General features: G+C 71.9%; 14 protein-coding genes. 3 read left to right on the forward strand and 11 right to left on the reverse strand.

What is annotated here, in order from left to right; translation table 11 throughout:
- Positions 1–36: 36 nt before the first annotated feature.
- The 8 genes from OG871_RS06750 to OG871_RS06785 form a co-directional block, all read right to left on the reverse strand.
- Positions 37–516, reverse strand: coding sequence for a hypothetical protein (locus tag OG871_RS06750; protein WP_371494979.1), 480 nt, complete (start codon positions 514–516; stop codon positions 37–39).
- Positions 513–1,805: a molybdopterin-dependent oxidoreductase gene (locus tag OG871_RS06755; RefSeq protein WP_371503231.1), complete on the reverse strand. Its 1,293-nt coding sequence runs from the start codon at positions 1,803–1,805 to the stop codon at positions 513–515. Before OG871_RS06755 ends, OG871_RS06750 begins: the two co-directional genes overlap by 4 nt.
- Positions 1,806–2,317: 512 nt before the next feature.
- Positions 2,318–3,640, reverse strand: coding sequence for an amino acid permease (locus tag OG871_RS06760; RefSeq protein ID WP_371494981.1), 1,323 nt, complete (start codon positions 3,638–3,640; stop codon positions 2,318–2,320).
- A 445-nt stretch (positions 3,641–4,085) separates the two neighbouring features.
- Entirely contained in the window at positions 4,086–5,921 is a 1,836-nt protein-coding gene (locus OG871_RS06765) for a glycoside hydrolase family 15 protein (RefSeq protein ID WP_371494983.1), read from the reverse strand.
- Between the two features lie 365 nt (positions 5,922–6,286).
- Positions 6,287–7,078 carry an ABC transporter permease gene (locus OG871_RS06770; protein ID WP_371494985.1) on the reverse strand — a complete coding sequence of 264 codons (792 nt, stop codon included), beginning with the start codon at positions 7,076–7,078 and terminating at the stop codon, positions 6,287–6,289.
- The gene (locus OG871_RS06775) at positions 7,075–8,073 is read right to left on the reverse strand and encodes an ATP-binding cassette domain-containing protein (protein WP_371494987.1); all 999 of its coding nucleotides are present in this window, start codon (positions 8,071–8,073) and stop codon (positions 7,075–7,077) included. The genes OG871_RS06770 and OG871_RS06775 overlap by 4 nt, the downstream gene beginning before the upstream one ends.
- Before the next feature lie 109 nt (positions 8,074–8,182).
- Entirely contained in the window at positions 8,183–9,028 is an 846-nt protein-coding gene (locus OG871_RS06780) for a DUF4097 domain-containing protein (RefSeq protein WP_371494989.1), read from the reverse strand.
- A gap of 84 nt (positions 9,029–9,112) precedes the next feature.
- Entirely contained in the window at positions 9,113–9,631 is a 519-nt protein-coding gene (locus OG871_RS06785; protein WP_371494991.1) for a hypothetical protein, read from the reverse strand.
- Positions 9,632–10,054: 423 nt separating this feature from the next.
- Between OG871_RS06785 and OG871_RS06790 the strand changes: the two genes are divergently transcribed.
- On the forward strand, positions 10,055–11,290 hold the full coding sequence (locus tag OG871_RS06790; RefSeq protein WP_371494993.1) for a GNAT family N-acetyltransferase: 1,236 nt from the start codon (positions 10,055–10,057) through the stop codon (positions 11,288–11,290).
- A 154-nt stretch (positions 11,291–11,444) separates the two neighbouring features.
- Here OG871_RS06790 and OG871_RS06795 read toward each other — a convergent pair whose 3' ends face one another.
- Positions 11,445–12,353 (reverse strand): zinc-binding alcohol dehydrogenase family protein, encoded by a 909-nt coding sequence (locus tag OG871_RS06795; RefSeq protein WP_371494995.1) that lies wholly within the window; start codon positions 12,351–12,353, stop codon positions 11,445–11,447.
- 115 nt (positions 12,354–12,468) lie between these two features.
- Positions 12,469–13,539, reverse strand: a complete 1,071-nt coding sequence (locus OG871_RS06800; RefSeq protein ID WP_371494997.1) for an alkene reductase — start codon at positions 13,537–13,539, stop codon at positions 12,469–12,471.
- A 272-nt stretch (positions 13,540–13,811) separates the two neighbouring features.
- Between OG871_RS06800 and OG871_RS06805 the strand changes: the two genes are divergently transcribed.
- A complete protein-coding gene (locus tag OG871_RS06805) occupies positions 13,812–14,327 on the forward strand; it encodes a MarR family winged helix-turn-helix transcriptional regulator (protein WP_371494999.1) in 516 nt (171 codons plus the stop codon).
- Between the two features lie 236 nt (positions 14,328–14,563).
- On the opposite strand, the gene OG871_RS06810 is transcribed toward OG871_RS06805, so the two are convergent.
- Positions 14,564–15,697 carry an IS4 family transposase gene (locus OG871_RS06810; RefSeq protein ID WP_371503232.1) on the reverse strand — a complete coding sequence of 378 codons (1,134 nt, stop codon included), beginning with the start codon at positions 15,695–15,697 and terminating at the stop codon, positions 14,564–14,566.
- On the opposite strand from OG871_RS06810, the gene OG871_RS06815 reads away from it, so the two are divergent.
- The gene (locus tag OG871_RS06815) at positions 15,650–15,802 is read left to right on the forward strand and encodes a hypothetical protein (RefSeq protein ID WP_371503532.1); all 153 of its coding nucleotides are present in this window, start codon (positions 15,650–15,652) and stop codon (positions 15,800–15,802) included. The genes OG871_RS06810 and OG871_RS06815 overlap by 48 nt on opposite strands.
- Positions 15,803–15,889: the final 87 nt, after the last annotated feature.

Below are 15,889 nucleotides of genomic sequence, written 5' to 3' on the forward strand. Positions count from 1 at the left end.
GCAGCTCAGCCCGCTACGTGAGGATGCAGGGCTGATTCAGCCGCCCGCTCGGCGCCTGCGGACCGTCGCGGCCAGCAGACAGGCCGCGGACAGCGCGAAGAACGCGGCCGTCAGCAGCAGCCAGTGCCCGAGGAAGCGGTCGGGATCCAGGTCGGTGGCGGAGCGGTAGCCGGGGACGCGGCGCAGGATCAGCGGGTACCAGACGACCAGCAGGAGCAGGGAGCAGAACGCGGGCACGCGAAGGTAGTTGACCGCCGGCACCCGGTACGCCCCGTCGGTCCCGGCCCGGTGTCCGCCCGTCAGGGCCTGGGCGGCCCGGTCGGTGAAGGTGTAGAGCGGCAGCAGGACGAGGTCGTGGAACAGGGCGGCGCCGACGAACCAGATCGCGACACCGAGCGGATCGCCCCTGAGCAGGCGGATCCCGGCGTACAGGGCGAGGGCGACGGAGCTCAGGAGCAGGAGCAGGTGCAGGGGGGAGGCGCCGTAGCGCTCCCGGAAGCCGCTGCGGCGTGTCATCCGGTGGCTCCGAAGGTGAGGCGGGTGACCCACTTGGTGTTGTGGACACCGGGGTTGGCGGGCACGATGATCCTCGCGGGGTAGCCGTGGTCGGGTGACAGGTCGGCGCCGTTGACGCGCAGGGCGAGCAGGGAGCGGGCGTCGCGGACCTGGTTGTCACGCAGGACGGTCGAGCTGAACGACCCGCCGCGCTGGACGGATTCGACGAAGACGTCGGGCGGGCTGTCGTGCAGGCCGACGAGGGCGGCGAGGTCGGTCAGGCGCACCCCGGTCCAGTCCTGGTCGGGGGTGGACCAGCCCTCGACGCAGGCGATCGGCAGAGCGGCGCCGGTCTGTGGGAGCCGCCTCAGCTGGTCCAGGGTGAGGACGGCTTCGCGGCCGGGGCCGCGCACGGTCAGCCGCCAGTCGGGGCCGATGTCGGCGGGGCGGATGCCGACGTCCGCGGCGGTCTTGTTGATCTGGAAGCCGTTCGGGCCGGTGCCGGGTTCCTGTCCGTGCGGGGCGAGCAGTGCGGTCCGGCGCCACCATCCGCCGATGCTCTGACCGGCCGTCACCGCGAACAGGGCGAGGGCGGCGGCGCCGACCATGGCGAGGGCTCCCCGCCGGGAGACGGTCGCGGGAGCGGGCCGCGGGGAGACCAGGCCGGTGTCGTCGAGCGGTTCGGGGACCGTGCCGGCGGTGTCGGTGCGCAGTTCGGCGCGCAGACGCCGGCTGCGCAGCGCCCGCACCACGACCGGGAGGCGGAAGGCCACATGGGCGACGAAGGCGCCGATGAACACCCAGGCGCCGTAGAAGTGCAGGGTGTAGAAGGAGCCGGGGAAGATGTAGTGCAGCTGGATGTTGAGGACGCCGGTGATGAACTCGAACAGCGCCCCGCCGACCAGGAGCAGCAGCGACAGCCGTTCCAGGGCGTGGGCGGGCGAACGGACCGGCGGCCACGAGAAGAGCCTGGGGATGACCGACCAGAGCTTGGCCAGCAGGACCGGGATCAGCACGATGCCCAGGGTGACGTGGACGCCCTGGGTCAGGCGGTAGAGCCAGGCGGGGCTGGTCGGCCAGGGGAACAGGTAGAAGCCGAGCCGACCCTTGTCCGGGGTCTGGTCGTTCACCGCCGCGAGGTCCGGGTTGTAGGCGGCGTAGGACAGCAGCCCGGTCACGAACAGCACGGTGATCCCGCCCAGCAGGACGAGGCCGAGGACCGAGGTGAGCCACGGGCCGCGCAGCGGGCTGCGCCAGAACTCCGGGCGTGCCGGACCAGGCGGCGGGCCGGCCGCGAGCGCCGTCCGCAGCGGGGAGCCCTTGACGTCGGACCGCGGGCGGGTGGCCGACGGTTCGGCTTCCGGGTGTTGCGGGCGCGGGCTCGGTTGTCCGTCCGGCCTCGGTCCGGGGGCGGGCTCGGGGCTGTGCTGTTCGGGCTCGGGGGCCGGGTGGGGCCGTGGTGCGGAGCGGTCGGGCTCGTCCCCGTCGTGATCGTGGGCGTTCAGGGAAGTACTCCTTCGCGGACGCGCGCGGAGGGCAGCCGCGCTGACCCGACCGTACGCCGCGAATCAGCCGTAAAGCCGCAATCGGGCGCTCGCCGCCAGCGACAGGAGTCCTGATCGGGAGGCCTACGACGCGAACGGCGAGGGCAACGCACGACGATCGACAGGCCGGCCGGCCTCACCGGTCACGGCCCGCAAGGTCCGCTCGTCCATCGGCAAGGACCTGCGCGACCTCGAACGCCGGCTCGGGGCCGACCATCGACCCCCGACCGGCCCTGAGCGACGAGAGGCGGCGTTGAGCATCGACGCGTGCGCACCGCTCAGCCGGCCTCGGCCCGGCGCTCGATGTCCTCGATGCCGCTGGGCCGGCCTGCCCGCACCCAGCGCGCGTAGAGGGCACCGCCGATCAGCACGGTCGCGACCAGGGACAGCAGCGGCCAGCCGCGCAGCAGGTTGACGGCGAGGGTGAAGGCGACCGCCACCGCCGCGAGGGCGTTGACGAGCACCAGCCCGGGCTTGCGCTCGGTTCTGGCGAAGCGGGCCATGGCCAGCAGACCCACGAGGAAGCTGACGAAGACCGACACCGCGTAGAACAGGACGAGTTCCTGTTCCTGCCCGGAGGCCGCCACGATGACCAGCGCGGCGGCGGCCAGGTAGACCACCACCGACCAGTACGGGGTGTGGTGCCTGTTGCTCCGGCCGAGGACGGCCGGCAGGACACCGGGGTTGTCCGCCGTCCCGGCGAGGGCCTTCAGCAGGCCCGGTCCGGCCTGGAAGGAGGAACTGGCGGCCGCGAGCAGGAGCAGCGAGCTGGTGAGCTGGAACGCGCTGTAGACCCAGCCCGGGCCGGCCGCGGCATGCGCGATCTCCGCGATCTGCGTGGAGTCGGCACCGGGCAGCCCGATGTGGAGGTCCACCGCGAGCGCGGTCAGGGCCAGGGTGAGGCCCCCGACGATGACCAGCAGCAGGGCGAGCGTGCCGCGGCCGAAGCGGCGGCGGTGGGTGTCGTCGAGCTGGCCGAGCTGGGCGATCGCGGTCGACGGCGCCTCGATACCGGTGGCGAGCGCCATGGCGACCGGGAAGGCCATCACCACGGCCAGCACCGCGGGCCTGCCGGGGTCTGCCGCCGCAGCCGCCGTGCCGGTGCTGTGGGGCCCGGCGAAGCCCAGGACCAGCACCACGACCGCGATCAGCACGAACACGACCGTCATCGCCGCGAACAACAGGCGGCCGCCGTGCCCGAACCAGGTCAGCCCCGCCACCACCGCCAGCAGCACGAGTGCGAGCGGGATCCGAACGGGCGCCAGCCCGGGGAAGAGCGCGATCACGGCACTGGCCGCGGCGGCGATGGAGATGCCGATGGTCAGGACGAAGTCCACCACGAGGGCGCCGATCGGCAGGAACGTCCACCGGGCGCCGAAGGCTCGTCCGGCGGCCGCGGCCGCTCCGCCGCCCTTCGGGAACCGCCCCACCAGCTGCCAGTAGTTGGCCGTCACCACGACGACGAGCCCGACCACCAGGGCCATCGTCGGGAGCAGCAGCGCGAGGTCGCCGTGCAGCGCGCGCAGCGCGGCCTCGATCGCGTAGGCCACGGAGGAGACCGGGTCCGCGATCACGGCGAAGGCGAAGGCGAAGAACAGCACCGAGCGTCGAGGCCCGCGTCTGGGACTGGCCGCGGACGGAACGGTGGGGTGGGCGGCGGCGGGAGCAACCACGGGAGCGAGCCCTTCAGGTCGGGACGTGGGGACACAGACGCCGACCAGACTTCCCGGCACACCGAAGGGAAATGCTACGCCAAGAACGCGATAAGAAGGCGTTAAGAAGGCGTCAGGATTCGTCCCGGACCGGCACGCGGGAGGCCGGCGGGCGGACAGCCGCCGACTCACCCGTCACGCGGGCCGCAAGCTCGCACCGACCCCGCGGCGGGGGACAAGGCGAGGATCAGGAGGAGCGGGTGATTTCCGTGGGGGAATGGGCTGAGATCCGCCGGCCGCACCGGGCCGAGCGCATGCCGATCCGGGTGATCGCCCGTCCGGCATGGATATCGCCGTAGCGCGTCGGGCACTGCGTCCGGGCGGCGGTGCCGCGTCAGCCGAGTGCGCGGTCGAGGTTGAAGGCGGCGCTGATCAGCGAGAGGTGGGTGAAGGCCTGGGGGAAGTTGCCGAGTTGTTCGCCGGTCGGGCCGATCTCCTCGGCGAACAGACCGAGGTGGTTGGCGTAGGTGAGCATCTTCTCGAAAGCGAGCCGGGCCTCCTCCAGCCGCCCTGCGCGTGCCAGGGCCTCCACGTACCAGAAGGAGCAGATCGAGAAGGTGCCCTCGGGACCGTGCAGGCCGTCCGGGCTGGCGGCCGCGTCGTAGCGGTGGACCAGGGAGTCGGAGACGAGGTCGGCGGTGAGGGCGTCCAGGGTGGAGAGCCACTTGGGGTCGGTGGGCGAGATGAACTTGGCCATCGGCATCATCAGCAGCGAGGCGTCCAGCTGACCGTCGTCCAGAGCCTGGACGAACGCGCCCCGCCGGGCCGACCACCCGCGCTGCATGATCTGCCGGTAGATCGCGTCCCGGGACTGCCGCCAGCGGGGCAGGTCGGCCGGCAGGCCGCGGCGGTTCGCCATCCGGATGGCCCGCTCCAGTGCCACCCAGCACATCAGCCGCGAGTACACGAAGTTCCGCCGGCCCGAGCGGGTCTCCCAGATTCCCTCGTCGGGCTGGTCCCAGTGCTCGCAGAGCCAGTCCGCCATCGCGCCGACCTCGTCCCAGCGGGCGCTGCTGATCGGCTGTCCCCACTTGTCGTACAGGTAGATCGAGTCGATCAGGGCTCCGTAGATGTCCAGCTGGAGCTGGCCGGTGGCGGCGTTGCCGACCCGGACCGGTGCGGAGCCGAGGTAGCCCTCCAGGTGCGGCAGCTCGTACTCGGGCAGCTCGCTGCGCCCGTCGATGCCGTACATGATCTGCAACGGGCCGGTCGCACCGGTGCCGCTCATGATGCCTTGCTTGCCGAGGAACCCCATGAACGCCTCGGCCTCCGAGGTGAACCCGAGGCGCAGCATGGCGTAGACGCAGAAGGCGGCGTCGCGGACCCAGACGTAGCGGTAGTCCCAGTTGCGCTCGCCGCCGATCTGCTCGGGCAGGCTGGTGGTCGGTGCGGCGACGATCGCACCGGTCGGCGCGTAGGTGAGCAGCTTCAGCACCAGAGCGGAGCGGTTCACCATCTCCCGCCACCGCCCGTGGTAGCGCGAACCGGCCAGCCAGTGACGCCAGAACCTGACCGTCGCGTCGGCCTGCTCCTGCGCCTCGACGCGTGGACAGGACCGAGGGGCCACGTCGTCGCCGATCTGGTCGAGGGCGAACACGTTGGACTCGCCCTCGAGGAGCTTGAAGTGCGACCACACGTCCAGGCCGTCGCTCTCCAGCGGTGCGGTGGCGGTCAGCGCGAGTGTCAGAGACGGGGAGCGGAAAACCGCCACGTGGCCTTCGAGGTGCGTGGTGTGCGCCTCGGCGCCGTAGCCGAACCGGGGGGCGATCCGCGCCCTGAACGGGAGGGCACCGCGGACGCAGAGCACCCGCCGGATCAGCCGGTGCCGGGCCGCCTCCCGCGACTCGTCGACCACGGGCATGAAGTCCTGGATCTCCGCCACCCCGTCTGCGGCGAAGAATCGCGTGATCAGCACGTTCGTGTCGGGGAAGTAGAACTGTCGGGTGCGTGTCGGGACCTCGGCGGCCAACTCGAACGACCCGCCCCGTTCGGCGTCGAGGATGGACCCGAACACGCTGGGCGCATCGAATCGCGGGCAGCAGTACCAGTCGATGGTGCCGTCCGTTCCGACCAGGGCCGTCGTACGAAGATCGCCGATCAGGCCGTGTTCGGAGATCGGCATGTAGCGGCGGCTGTCCGCCTGCTCGAAACCAGTCGTGTCGAACGCCATGCCGGCCTCCCTGCCGCTGCGGCGCGGGCCTGGAAATGAAGCCTCACCTTTCATGCTAGATCGCTACTCGATGCGGGGCTCCGGCGCAGCCGTGCGGACAGGCGTCGGCGGCCGGCCGGTTTCAGGCAGCCCGCCGACACTTCTCGGCGTGGACGGCAATGACCTCGGCGTGCTCGGTCACTCAGGGCCGGACACCGCCGGTCGGACCACGAACCTGTGCGCACGACGTCTGAGCGGTGAAGTGGAGCCACAAGCTCCCGGCCATTGACGGATTCGGCTGGGAATGCCGGTGGGCGGCGTACGCCGATGTGGTGTCGGGGTACGCCGTCCTGGGGTGGGGCGGGGTGGGGTGGTGTTGGTGGTGGTTACTTCGGGTCGCGGTTGAAGGTGGCGGTGGACCAGCGGTAGCCGAGTGCGGTGAGGGCGAGGCACCAGGCGATGGCGAGCCAGCCGTTGTGGCCGATCTCGGTGCCGAGCAGCAGGCCGCGGAGGGTTTCGATGGCGGGGGTGAACGGCTGGTACTCGGCGATGGGCTGGAACCAGCCGGGCATGGAGTGGATCGGGGTGAAGGCGCTGGACAGCAGTGGCAGCAGGATCAGCGGCATCGCGTTGTTGCTGGCCGCCTCGGCGTTGGGACTGATCAGGCCCATGCCGACGGCGATCCAGGTGAGGGCCAGGGCGAACAGCACGAGCAGTCCGAGGGCGGCGAGCCACTCCAGGGCGGTGGCGTGGGTGGAGCGGAAGCCGATGGCCACGGCGACGGCGCCGACGAGGAGCACGCTGGCGACGGACTGCAGCACGCTGGAGGCGACGTGCCCGACGAGGACCGAGGGGCGGTGGATCGCCATGGTGCGGAAGCGGGCGATGATGCCCTCGGTCATGTCGTTGGAGACGGAGACCGCGGTGCCGACGACGGTGCTGCCGATGGTCATCAGCAGCAGGCCCGGGACGACGTAGGCGATGTAGGCGGCGCGGTTCGGGCTGCCGCCGGCGAGGCCGGCGCTCATCGTGTCGCCGAAGATGTAGACGAAGAGCAGCAGCAGCATGATCGGGGTGAGCAGCAGGTTCAGGGTGAGGGAGGGGTAGCGCCGGGCGTGCAGGAGGTTGCGGCGCAGCATGGTGGAGGAGTCGCGTGCGGCGAGGGTGAGGGAGCTCATCGTGCGGCCTCCGTGGGCTGGTTGGGGATGCGGGGTTGGGGGTCGGTGCCGGTGGTGAGGGCGAAGAAGACGTCGTCGAGGTCGGGGGTGTGGACGGTGAGTTCGTCCGCGTCGATGCCGGCCGTGTCCAGTCGGTCGAGGACGGCGCGCAGTTGGCGTTGGCTGCCGTCGTTGGGGATCTGGAGTGTCAGTGCGTCGTCGTCGCGGGTGGCGTCGTGCAGGGCGAGGGTGGCGTTGCGGTAGGCGGTCGGGTCGGTGAAGCGCAGTCGGACGTGGCCGCCGGGGACGAGGCGTTTGAGTTCGTCGGCGGTGCCTTCGGCGGCGATCCTGCCGTCGTTGAGGACGGCGATGCGGTCGGCGAGTTCGTCGGCCTCGTCCAGGTACTGGGTGGTGAGCAGGACGGTGACGCCGTCGGTGACGAGCCCGCGGATGATCTGCCACATGGTGTGCCGGGAGCGGGGGTCGAGGCCGGTGGTCGGCTCGTCGAGGAAGATGATCCGCGGGTCGCCGACCAGGGTCATCGCGATGTCCAGGCGGCGTTTCATGCCGCCGGAGTAGGTGGAGGCGGGCTTCCTCGCCGCCTCCGTCAGGTCGAAGCGTTCCAGCAGCTCGGCGGCGGTGCGCCGCCCCTCCCGCCTGGACAGGTGGTGCAGGTCCGCCATGAGCAGCATGTTCTCCTCGCCGGTGATCAGCCCGTCGACGGCGGAGAACTGCCCGGTGACACCGATCGCGGCGCGCACGGCCTGCGGGTCGGTGGCGACGTCGTGGCCCGCGACCCGGGCCTGCCCGCCGTCCGCGGAGATCAGCGTGGACAGGATCTTCACCACGGTGGTCTTGCCCGCGCCGTTCGGCCCGAGCAGCGCGAACACCGACCCCGCCGGGATGAACAGATCGACACCGTCGAGAACGGTCTTGTCGCCATAGGACTTACGAAGACCGACGGCGGAGATGGCGGCCGGCGACGGGTGACCGCCACCCCGGCTGGATGTGGGCATGACAAATGAAGGCATGAAGCCCTCCCGTTCGAAGGCTGAAGTGGTTGAGGTGGCCGAAGTGGTCGAAGTGGCCGGCGGAGCCGGTGGGTTGACGCCGATACTTCGAGGGTCAGACCTTGGCGCGGAGGATGTCGATGTTGCCGTACCGGGTGCGGGCGCGGACCTTGACGGTGTCCTCGGTCGCTTCCGGGGCCTCGGACGCGGTGAGCGTGTTGCGCACCTGACCGGAGCCGGAGCTGACGTCGAGCCAGGCGGCGGTGCCCTCGCGGATGCCGACCTCGATGGCACCGTACGAGGTCTCCAACTGGACGGTGCCACGGGCCACTTCGTACACGCGAAGGGTGCCGTGGGCGGTGGTGGCGGTGACCGAGTCCTCGGCGCGCCGGATCTCGATGTCGCCGTTGGCGCCGCTCACCCGCAGCTCGCCGGTCGCGGCGCCGACGGTCGTGGTGCCGTGCGAGTTCTTCAGGACGGCGGGGCCGTCGAGGAGGCCGACACGCAGGCTGCCGGAGCTGGTGGTGATCTCGGCCATGCCCTCGACCTGGTCCACGGTGATCGAGCCGTGGGAGGCGGTGAGGTGCAGCGGGCCGGTGGTGTCGAGGCGGACGTCGCCGGAGGAGGTCTTCACGCGGACCTCGCCGAGCCGGCCCTCGCCGAGCACCTGTGCCCAGGCGCCGGTCATGTCGATGCGCGAGCCCGTGGGCAGTTCGACCGTCACGTCGACGGTGCCGGTGCGGCCGATCAGATAGCGCTGCTTGGGGGTCCTGACGGTCAGGACACCGCCCGTGTACGTGACCTCGGTCTGGTCGGCCGCGCGGACGTCCTGGTCCTTCTTCGGATCGCGGGGCCGCACCTCGACGACGGTGTCGAGGCGGTCGCCCGCGGCGAATCGGATGGAACCGGCCTCCACGTGCGCCGTGGCCGAGATCGGTTCGGGAGTGTCGAAAGAAGGCATGGCTGTCCCGTCCTCTTGGGTCTTCGGGGCGTCCCCGCTGGTGGGACGTGGTGTGGGGTGATGGTTCGTGCGGGCGGGATGCGGCTAGCGCACCCAGCCCGTGATGCTCCGTCCGATGCTCTGGGTCTTCTCCGTCGCACGCGGCCGGGTGTCGCCGTCAACCGCGGCCGAGACGGCCCGGACCAGCCACGAGTTGACGGACAGGCCCTCGCGGGCCGCGGTCTCCTCGGCGCGGGCCTTGAGGTTGGCCGGCAGACGCAGGTTGACGCGGGCGGTGCCGCCCTCGTCGCCGTCGGCCGGAGTCGAGGCCTTGAGCGGTTCGACGGACGCGGCCGGCTCCGCGGGGGCGCCGCCGTCGGTGGGCGGCAGTGTCACCACGAAGTCGGGGTCGAGCCCGCGCAGCCGTACGTCGACCGAGCCGGGGGCGAGTTCGCGGGTGATCTCGTCCATCGCGGCGGAGAGCACGTTGAGCATGGTCAGCCGGGTCGCCGACTCCAGGGGAGCGGTGAGTCGGTCGGCCAGCTCGCGAGCTTCGTCGCCGCCGGCCTCGGCGGCCACCGCGAGTTCGCGGCGGAGGGTGTCGACATACGGAGTGAGGTCCATGACGCCATCATGGCACCACCGTGGCACCATACGCAAGACCCGGTGGCGCCATTCGCGGGACGGACCCTAGTCTGGGCGCCCTGACCTGCGAAAACGCGATGAGGGCGGCTCGCGCCATGGTGGCGCCAGCCGTGCTCATGCGCATCCGATAGCGCGGAATGGCGCCAGGTGGTGCCACATGGCGCCACCCGGCGCCACAAGGGGGCCACCTACCCCGGGCCGAGCCCAGCCGAGGCGGCGCAATCGCGCCCGCCCCGGCCGGAGCAGGTGAGATCGTCATCAGCCATGCCGCCCCCGCTGAGGGGTGCTGTGACCGGCCGCAGGCCCGGCCGTAATTCGGTTGACCTGGCCGCGGGTCGACGCTGCACTGTGGCGGGACACCACGAGTCGTGGTGCCGGTATTCAGGGGAGGCAGCGGCAGCGATGGACATCCGTCCCACGACCGATCAGGACCTCGACGTCTTCGTCGACACCGTCCACGCCGCGTTCGGGCGCTTCCCGGAGACCCCGGCCGAGGACGGCGGCGGGGTCTTCTGGTCGGCGTACGAGATGGACCGCAGTCTGCTCGCCGTGACGGCGGACGGGCGGCCCGTCGGCACCGCCGGTGCGTACTCCTTCGAGCTCACCCTGCCAGGTGGGACCCTCGTCCCGGCCGCCGGGGTGACCGCCGTCGGCGTCCTGCCCTCGCACCGACGCCAGGGCGTGCTCACCGCGATGATGCGGCATCAGCTGACGGCGCTGCGGGCGCGCGGGGAGTTCCTCTCCGTCCTGCTGGCCTCCGAGGCCCTGATCTACCGCAGGTTCGGCTACGGACCGGCGACCTACACGGCCCGACTCACGGTGGCGCGCCACCGGGCCGCGTTCGCTCTTCCCCGGGCGCGCGGAGCGGCCGACGCCCCTGCAGGCGGCTCGGACACCGGCTCGGTCGAGGTGCTGCGGCGTGCCGAGTGCGGCGAGATCCTGGAGGAGGTCTACGACCGGTACCGTCGCGCACAGCCCGGCGCGCTGTCGCGGCCGCACCGCTGGTGGTCCTCGGGCGCAGGCCAGCCCCCGATCTCTCCGGCGCCGCGCTACATCGCCGTCCACCGGGACGCCGACGGCGCCCCGGACGGGTACGCCAGCTACTCTCTCGGCGAGTCCGAGACCTTGACCGTCGACGAGATCATCGCCGCCGATGACGCCGTCTTCACGGCCCTGGCCCGCTTCCTGCTCGGACACGACCTGGTCGCTCGGGTCGTCTTCAAGCACGTCCCGCCCGAGCACCCGCTGCGCTGGCAGCTCGCGGACTTCCGCGCCGCCGAGGTGAGCAACGACACCGACTGGCTCTGGGTGCGGCTGCTGGACGTCCCGGGTGCGCTGACCGCGCGCGGCTGGTTCACGGACGGCGAGCTCGTCCTGGACGTCGACGACCCGTTCCTCGGCGAGCACGGCCGCTACCTGCTGACCGTCCGGGACGGCAAGGCCGACTGCGTTCCGACGGACCGGGAGCCCGACCTGTCCCTGGACGTCAGCGACCTGGGCTCGGTCTACCTCGGCGGCACCGCCCCGAGCACGCTCGTGCGGGCCGGACACATCCGGGCCCACCGCCCGGGCGCGGCCGCCCGCGCCGACGCCCTCTTCCGCGCCGAGCGCTCCCCGCACTGCCTGCACTGGTTCTGACCGCGCAGGGTGATCCGGGCTCGGCGGCCGCATCACCCGGTGGCCCGGCTCGCGGATGAGTGTGCTGCTGCCACCCGGAGCGGATCTGTTCGCGTGCGGGCAGCGGTGCGCGGACCCGCATGAGGTGAAGGGGCGGGTGGGACGGCGGTCCCGGTCAGGGCAACAGGATGACCTTGCCGCGGACACGGCGGGCCTCGATATCGGCGTGGGCGCGGGCGGCCTCGGCCAGCGGGTAGCCGGCACCGATCGGGAGGTCGAGCCTGCCGGCGGCGGCGAGGGCGGCCAGCTCCGGCAGCGCCTGCTCGACGCGGTCGGCGGGGCCGCCACTGCTGAAGCGGACCCCGTGCTGGGCGGCGGTCATGTCGGCGATGGTGATCACCCGGGCCGCATCGCCGGTCAGCGCGGCGGAGTCGGCGAGCACGCCCGCGCCGGAGGTGTCGAAAACGCGGTCCACACCCTGTGGTGCGGCCGTCCTCACCCGCTCCACCCAGCCCTCGCCGTACCGGACGGCGGTGGCGCCGAGCGCGGTGAGCCGCTCGAGGTCGTGCTCGCCGGCGGTGGCGACGACGGCGATGCCACGGGCGACGGCGAGCTGGACCGCGATCGTGCCGACGGATCCGCCCCCGCCGTGGATCAGCAGGGTCTCCCCCGCCGCCACGCCCAGCTGGTGCAGGCCGCGGTAGGCGGTCTCACCCACCGTCACCAGGGCGGCAGCCGTTTCGAAGGAGACCCCCGTCGGCTTCGGCACCGGCTGCCGCAGCAGCGCGTACTCGCTGTAGCCGCCGCCCAGGGCGACGCCGAAGACCTCGTCGCCGACCGAGGCGGTCGCACCTTCGCCGGCCTGGTCGACGACGCCGGCCACGTCCAGGCCCGGCCGCACCGGGAACTGCGCCGGGCGGGCGCCGGCCATCCTGCCGGAGCGGATCTTCAGGTCGATCGGGTTGACGGAGGCCGCCCGGACACTGATCCGGACCTGGCCCGGGCCCGGCTCGGGCGCGTCGACCTCGGTCAGGGTGAGCACGTCCGGGCCGCCGTAGCTCGAGTATGTGATCGCGTTGGACATCGGAACTCCAGGAGGGGAAGACACGGGCGGGAAACGATCTGCGTCACCAGAGTGGCGTGATGGGGGCGGGACGTCCCGGCGGCAGGCCGTGAAGCCCGGGCCGCGCGGGCCCCGGTCAGGCGACGAGGGTGGGGTAGTCGGTGTAGCCGCGGTGGTCGCCGCCGTAGAAGGTGGCCGGGTCCGGCGTGTTGAACGGGCCACCGGCCGCCAGCCGGGCCGGCAGGTCGGGGTTGGCCAGGAACAGCGCACCGTAGGCGACCATGTCCACAGCTCCGTCCTCGACCATCTTCAGCGCCTCGGGCCCGGTGACCTCCGGGTAGGTGAAGGGGTTGAGGACGAACGTGCCGGGCCAGGCCTTGCGCAGCCGGTTGGTCAGGTCGCGGTCCGGGCCCTCCAACAGGTGCAGGTAGGCCAGGTCCAGGCCGGCGATCCGCCCCAGCAGCGCCTCGTACACCTCGGCCGGGTTGTCCTCGGCGATGTCGTTGTACGGGTTCCCGGGTGAGAGCCGCAGGCCCACCCGGTGGCCGCCGACCGCCTCGGCCACGGCCGTGACGACCTCGACGGCGAAGCGGATCCGGCCCTCGGCCTCGCCGCCCCAGGCGTCGGTGCGCCGGTTGCTGTTCGGTGCCAGGAACTGGTGGATCAGGTAGCCGTTGGCGCCGTGGAGCTCCACGCCGTCGAACCCGGCCTCGATCGCGTTGCGGGCCGCGGCGGCGAAGTCGTCGACGGTCTGCCGGATCTCCGCCTCGCTCAGCTCCTTCGGCGTCACGTACTCCTTCGGCCCCTCGTGGGTGAAGACCTGGCCCTTGGCGGCCACCGCCGACGGACCCACCGGCACCAGGCCCTCGGGCAGCAGGCTGGGGTGGCCGATCCGGCCGGTGTGCATCAACTGCGCGAAGATCACCCCGCCCTCGCGGTGCACGGCGTCGGTCACCGTCCGCCACGCCGCCACCTGCCCGGACGTGTGCAGCCCGGGGGTGTCGGGATAGCCCTGGCCGACCGTCGAGGGCTGGATGCCCTCGGTGACGATCAGGCCGGCGGTGGCGCGCTGCGCGTAGTACGTCGCCATCAGCTCCGTCGGTTCGGCGCCGGGCCCGAAGGCGCGGCTGCGGGTCATCGGCGCCATCACGACGCGGCTGGACAGGCGGCGGCCGCCCAGGACGATCGGATCGAAAGCGGTGGTCATGATCAAGCCCTTCAGGCAGTGGGTGCTGCAGCGGCCGGTGGCGGCCTCTGTTGGCGGGCCCTGGTGCGACCCGACGGAATTACCTGTTCGAACAGTAAAACCCTCCGATGGCATTCCGCAAACGATGTGACGCCCATCACGGCGATCCAGGATCCGTCGGCGTCGGGCCTGTGCGCGCAGGGAAGGTGAGAGGGGGGACCGCGAGCACCCCACGGGGCGGGAGGAGATATCCTGCTCGGGCAATATTCACCAGGAAACGGGAGTGTCAGACCATGACGGAGTCCGCAGCCGGCAGCGAGGGCCGCTCCCCGGCCTCGGCAGACGCGGCCATCCCCCTGCCCGCGGCCGCCGAAGGAGGACCCATCAGTCACGCGATCTTCCGGGTGGCCCGCACCCACCGCATGATCGCCGGACACCTCCTGCGCCGCGTCGGCCTGCACCCCGGCCAGGAGCTGGTGATGATGCAGCTGTGGGAACTCGGACCGCAGCGACAGGTCGACCTCGTCCGACTGCTCGACTCCGACGCCGCAACCATGACCCGCACCATCCGACGCCTCGAACACGCCGGCTTCGTCCGCCGCTCACCCTGCGTCGACGACAGACGCGCCTCCCTCATCGAGGCCACCACCGCCAGTCACGCGCTGCGCAAGGAAGTCGAGCAGCTGTGGCGCGAGCTCGAAGACGCCACCGTCGGCGACACCACCGACGAGGAACAGGCCTCCGTCCTGCGCGCCCTGGAGGACATCGAGAAGCGACTCACCCGCACCGCCGCACAGCTCGGAACCTGACGGCGCACCACGGCGTGGAACCGATCCCCCACAGGCCGGCCTCGCCGCAGCAGGGGTCCGGGCGAGTGGAGCGCCTAGCGGCAGGAGAAGGTCGGCAGGCCGGGGAAGACCGGGGGTAGGAGTTGTGGCGGGCCCGCTTGACGACGCGCGGGTAGGAGCGGCGGCGGCCCGCCGGGTTGCGCTTTCGGCGTGCCGCGAGCGCGGTGAGGACATCCGCCCCGACCGTGTCCCACCGATCAGGGGGAAAGGGCCGCCGTACCGGTGGCGGTGCGGCGGACGATGTTGAGGGTCCTGACGAAGCCGATCCGGTCGGGGTCGATGCCAGCACCGGTCGCGGCCTGGCAGACCAGGGAGCTGATCGCGTACTGGACCAGCAGGTGGGCCCAGATCTCCTGGTGGACCAGGTCCGGGCTCTTGGACCGCAGCACCGTTCCCGGGCCGCGCAGGACGGTCTTCAACCGGCCGGTCGCGGGCTCCTCCTCCCATCGCCGGTGGTAGGCGTCCGCCAGTTCGGCCGCCGTCGCGGCCTCCGGATCGGTGACCGTGGTGATCAGGCAGACCGGTTCCCCGCCGTCGCGGTCGGGGACGTCATACTCGACGACCCGGACGACGTGGGCTGCGGCCGGATCGGGCTTCGCGCCGGATTTCGCCACCCGCAGCTGTTCCTCCCGCTCCCAGCCGCGCAGGGCAGGATCGACCAGAGCCGACAGGTACGTACCGTCGGACAGGACCTTCAGGACCGGCAGGGACAGCTGCGTCGGTGCCCGCCAGCACTGCGCCGCCCCGGTGTGGGCGGCGGCACTGAACACGGCGAAGCTGTAGAGGCCCCGATCGCCCAGCAGCAGCCAGTCGGTCGAGATCGAGGGCAGCAGCGCGGCCGCCATCGTCTTCCCGCTCCGGTGCCACGGCCCGACCTCGGCATCGATGACGGCGTGCGATCCGCACTCGACGACAGCCACAACCCGGGCCTTGGGAAGGGCGGAACGGGACTGGTCGTTGCCGGCGTAGCCGAACTCGGCCGCGTTCTCGGCCGAGTCGGGGACGTCGAGTTCGAACCCGTCGATGGCCATCAGCCGCCATCCGCGAAGCCACGCGCCGCGGGTCTCGCCGGTGGCAACCGGCTCGGCGACCCGGTAGAACGTCTCCCGCAGCACGTCGCGACCCAGCTGCCTGCGCGCCTGAGTGATCCCCGACGACGTCGGCGGCTCCCACCCGGCGTCCCACACGCCGAATTCCGACAGCGACCCGCTGACCTTCCGCGCGACCTCCTCGGCGCCCTCGTCGGAGAACAGGCACAGCGCCATCGTCGGATAGGCGGTCACGTGCGGAGGGAGCGTGCCACCCCGGCCTTGCTCGGCCACCCCGCACACCGCCGCGGCCTCGTCGACCTTGAACGCGGCACCGCCGCGACCAGGACCCCCAACGACACCTGGTCCGGCCGTGCGAGCGGCCTGCCGGAATCCACCCACCCCTGAACCATGCGGCAACCCTGGCCCCACGACTGACGTGGCATCGAGCAGCACACCAGACCATCCCGCGACCAAGCGGGGCCCCGGGCCGGG

Source organism: Kitasatospora sp. NBC_00374 (genome assembly GCF_041434935.1).
GTDB lineage: Bacteria > Actinomycetota > Actinomycetes > Streptomycetales > Streptomycetaceae > Kitasatospora.

Excerpts from the sequence above, each read along its gene's own strand:
- OG871_RS06750 (WP_371494979.1), bottom strand. The coding sequence starts at position 516 with ATGACACGCCGCAGCGGCTTCCGGGAGCGCTACGGCGCCTCCCCCCTG.
- OG871_RS06765 (WP_371494983.1), bottom strand. The coding sequence starts at position 5,921 with ATGGCGTTCGACACGACTGGTTTCGAGCAGGCGGACAGCCGCCGCTAC.
- OG871_RS06770 (WP_371494985.1), bottom strand. The coding sequence starts at position 7,078 with ATGAGCTCCCTCACCCTCGCCGCACGCGACTCCTCCACCATGCTGCGC.
- OG871_RS06775 (WP_371494987.1), bottom strand. The coding sequence starts at position 8,073 with ATGCCCACATCCAGCCGGGGTGGCGGTCACCCGTCGCCGGCCGCCATC.
- OG871_RS06780 (WP_371494989.1), bottom strand. The coding sequence starts at position 9,028 with ATGCCTTCTTTCGACACTCCCGAACCGATCTCGGCCACGGCGCACGTG.
- OG871_RS06785 (WP_371494991.1), bottom strand. The coding sequence starts at position 9,631 with ATGGACCTCACTCCGTATGTCGACACCCTCCGCCGCGAACTCGCGGTG.
- OG871_RS06790 (WP_371494993.1), top strand. The coding sequence starts at position 10,055 with ATGGACATCCGTCCCACGACCGATCAGGACCTCGACGTCTTCGTCGAC.
- OG871_RS06795 (WP_371494995.1), bottom strand. The coding sequence starts at position 12,353 with ATGTCCAACGCGATCACATACTCGAGCTACGGCGGCCCGGACGTGCTC.
- OG871_RS06800 (WP_371494997.1), bottom strand. The coding sequence starts at position 13,539 with ATGACCACCGCTTTCGATCCGATCGTCCTGGGCGGCCGCCGCCTGTCC.
- OG871_RS06805 (WP_371494999.1), top strand. The coding sequence starts at position 13,812 with ATGACGGAGTCCGCAGCCGGCAGCGAGGGCCGCTCCCCGGCCTCGGCA.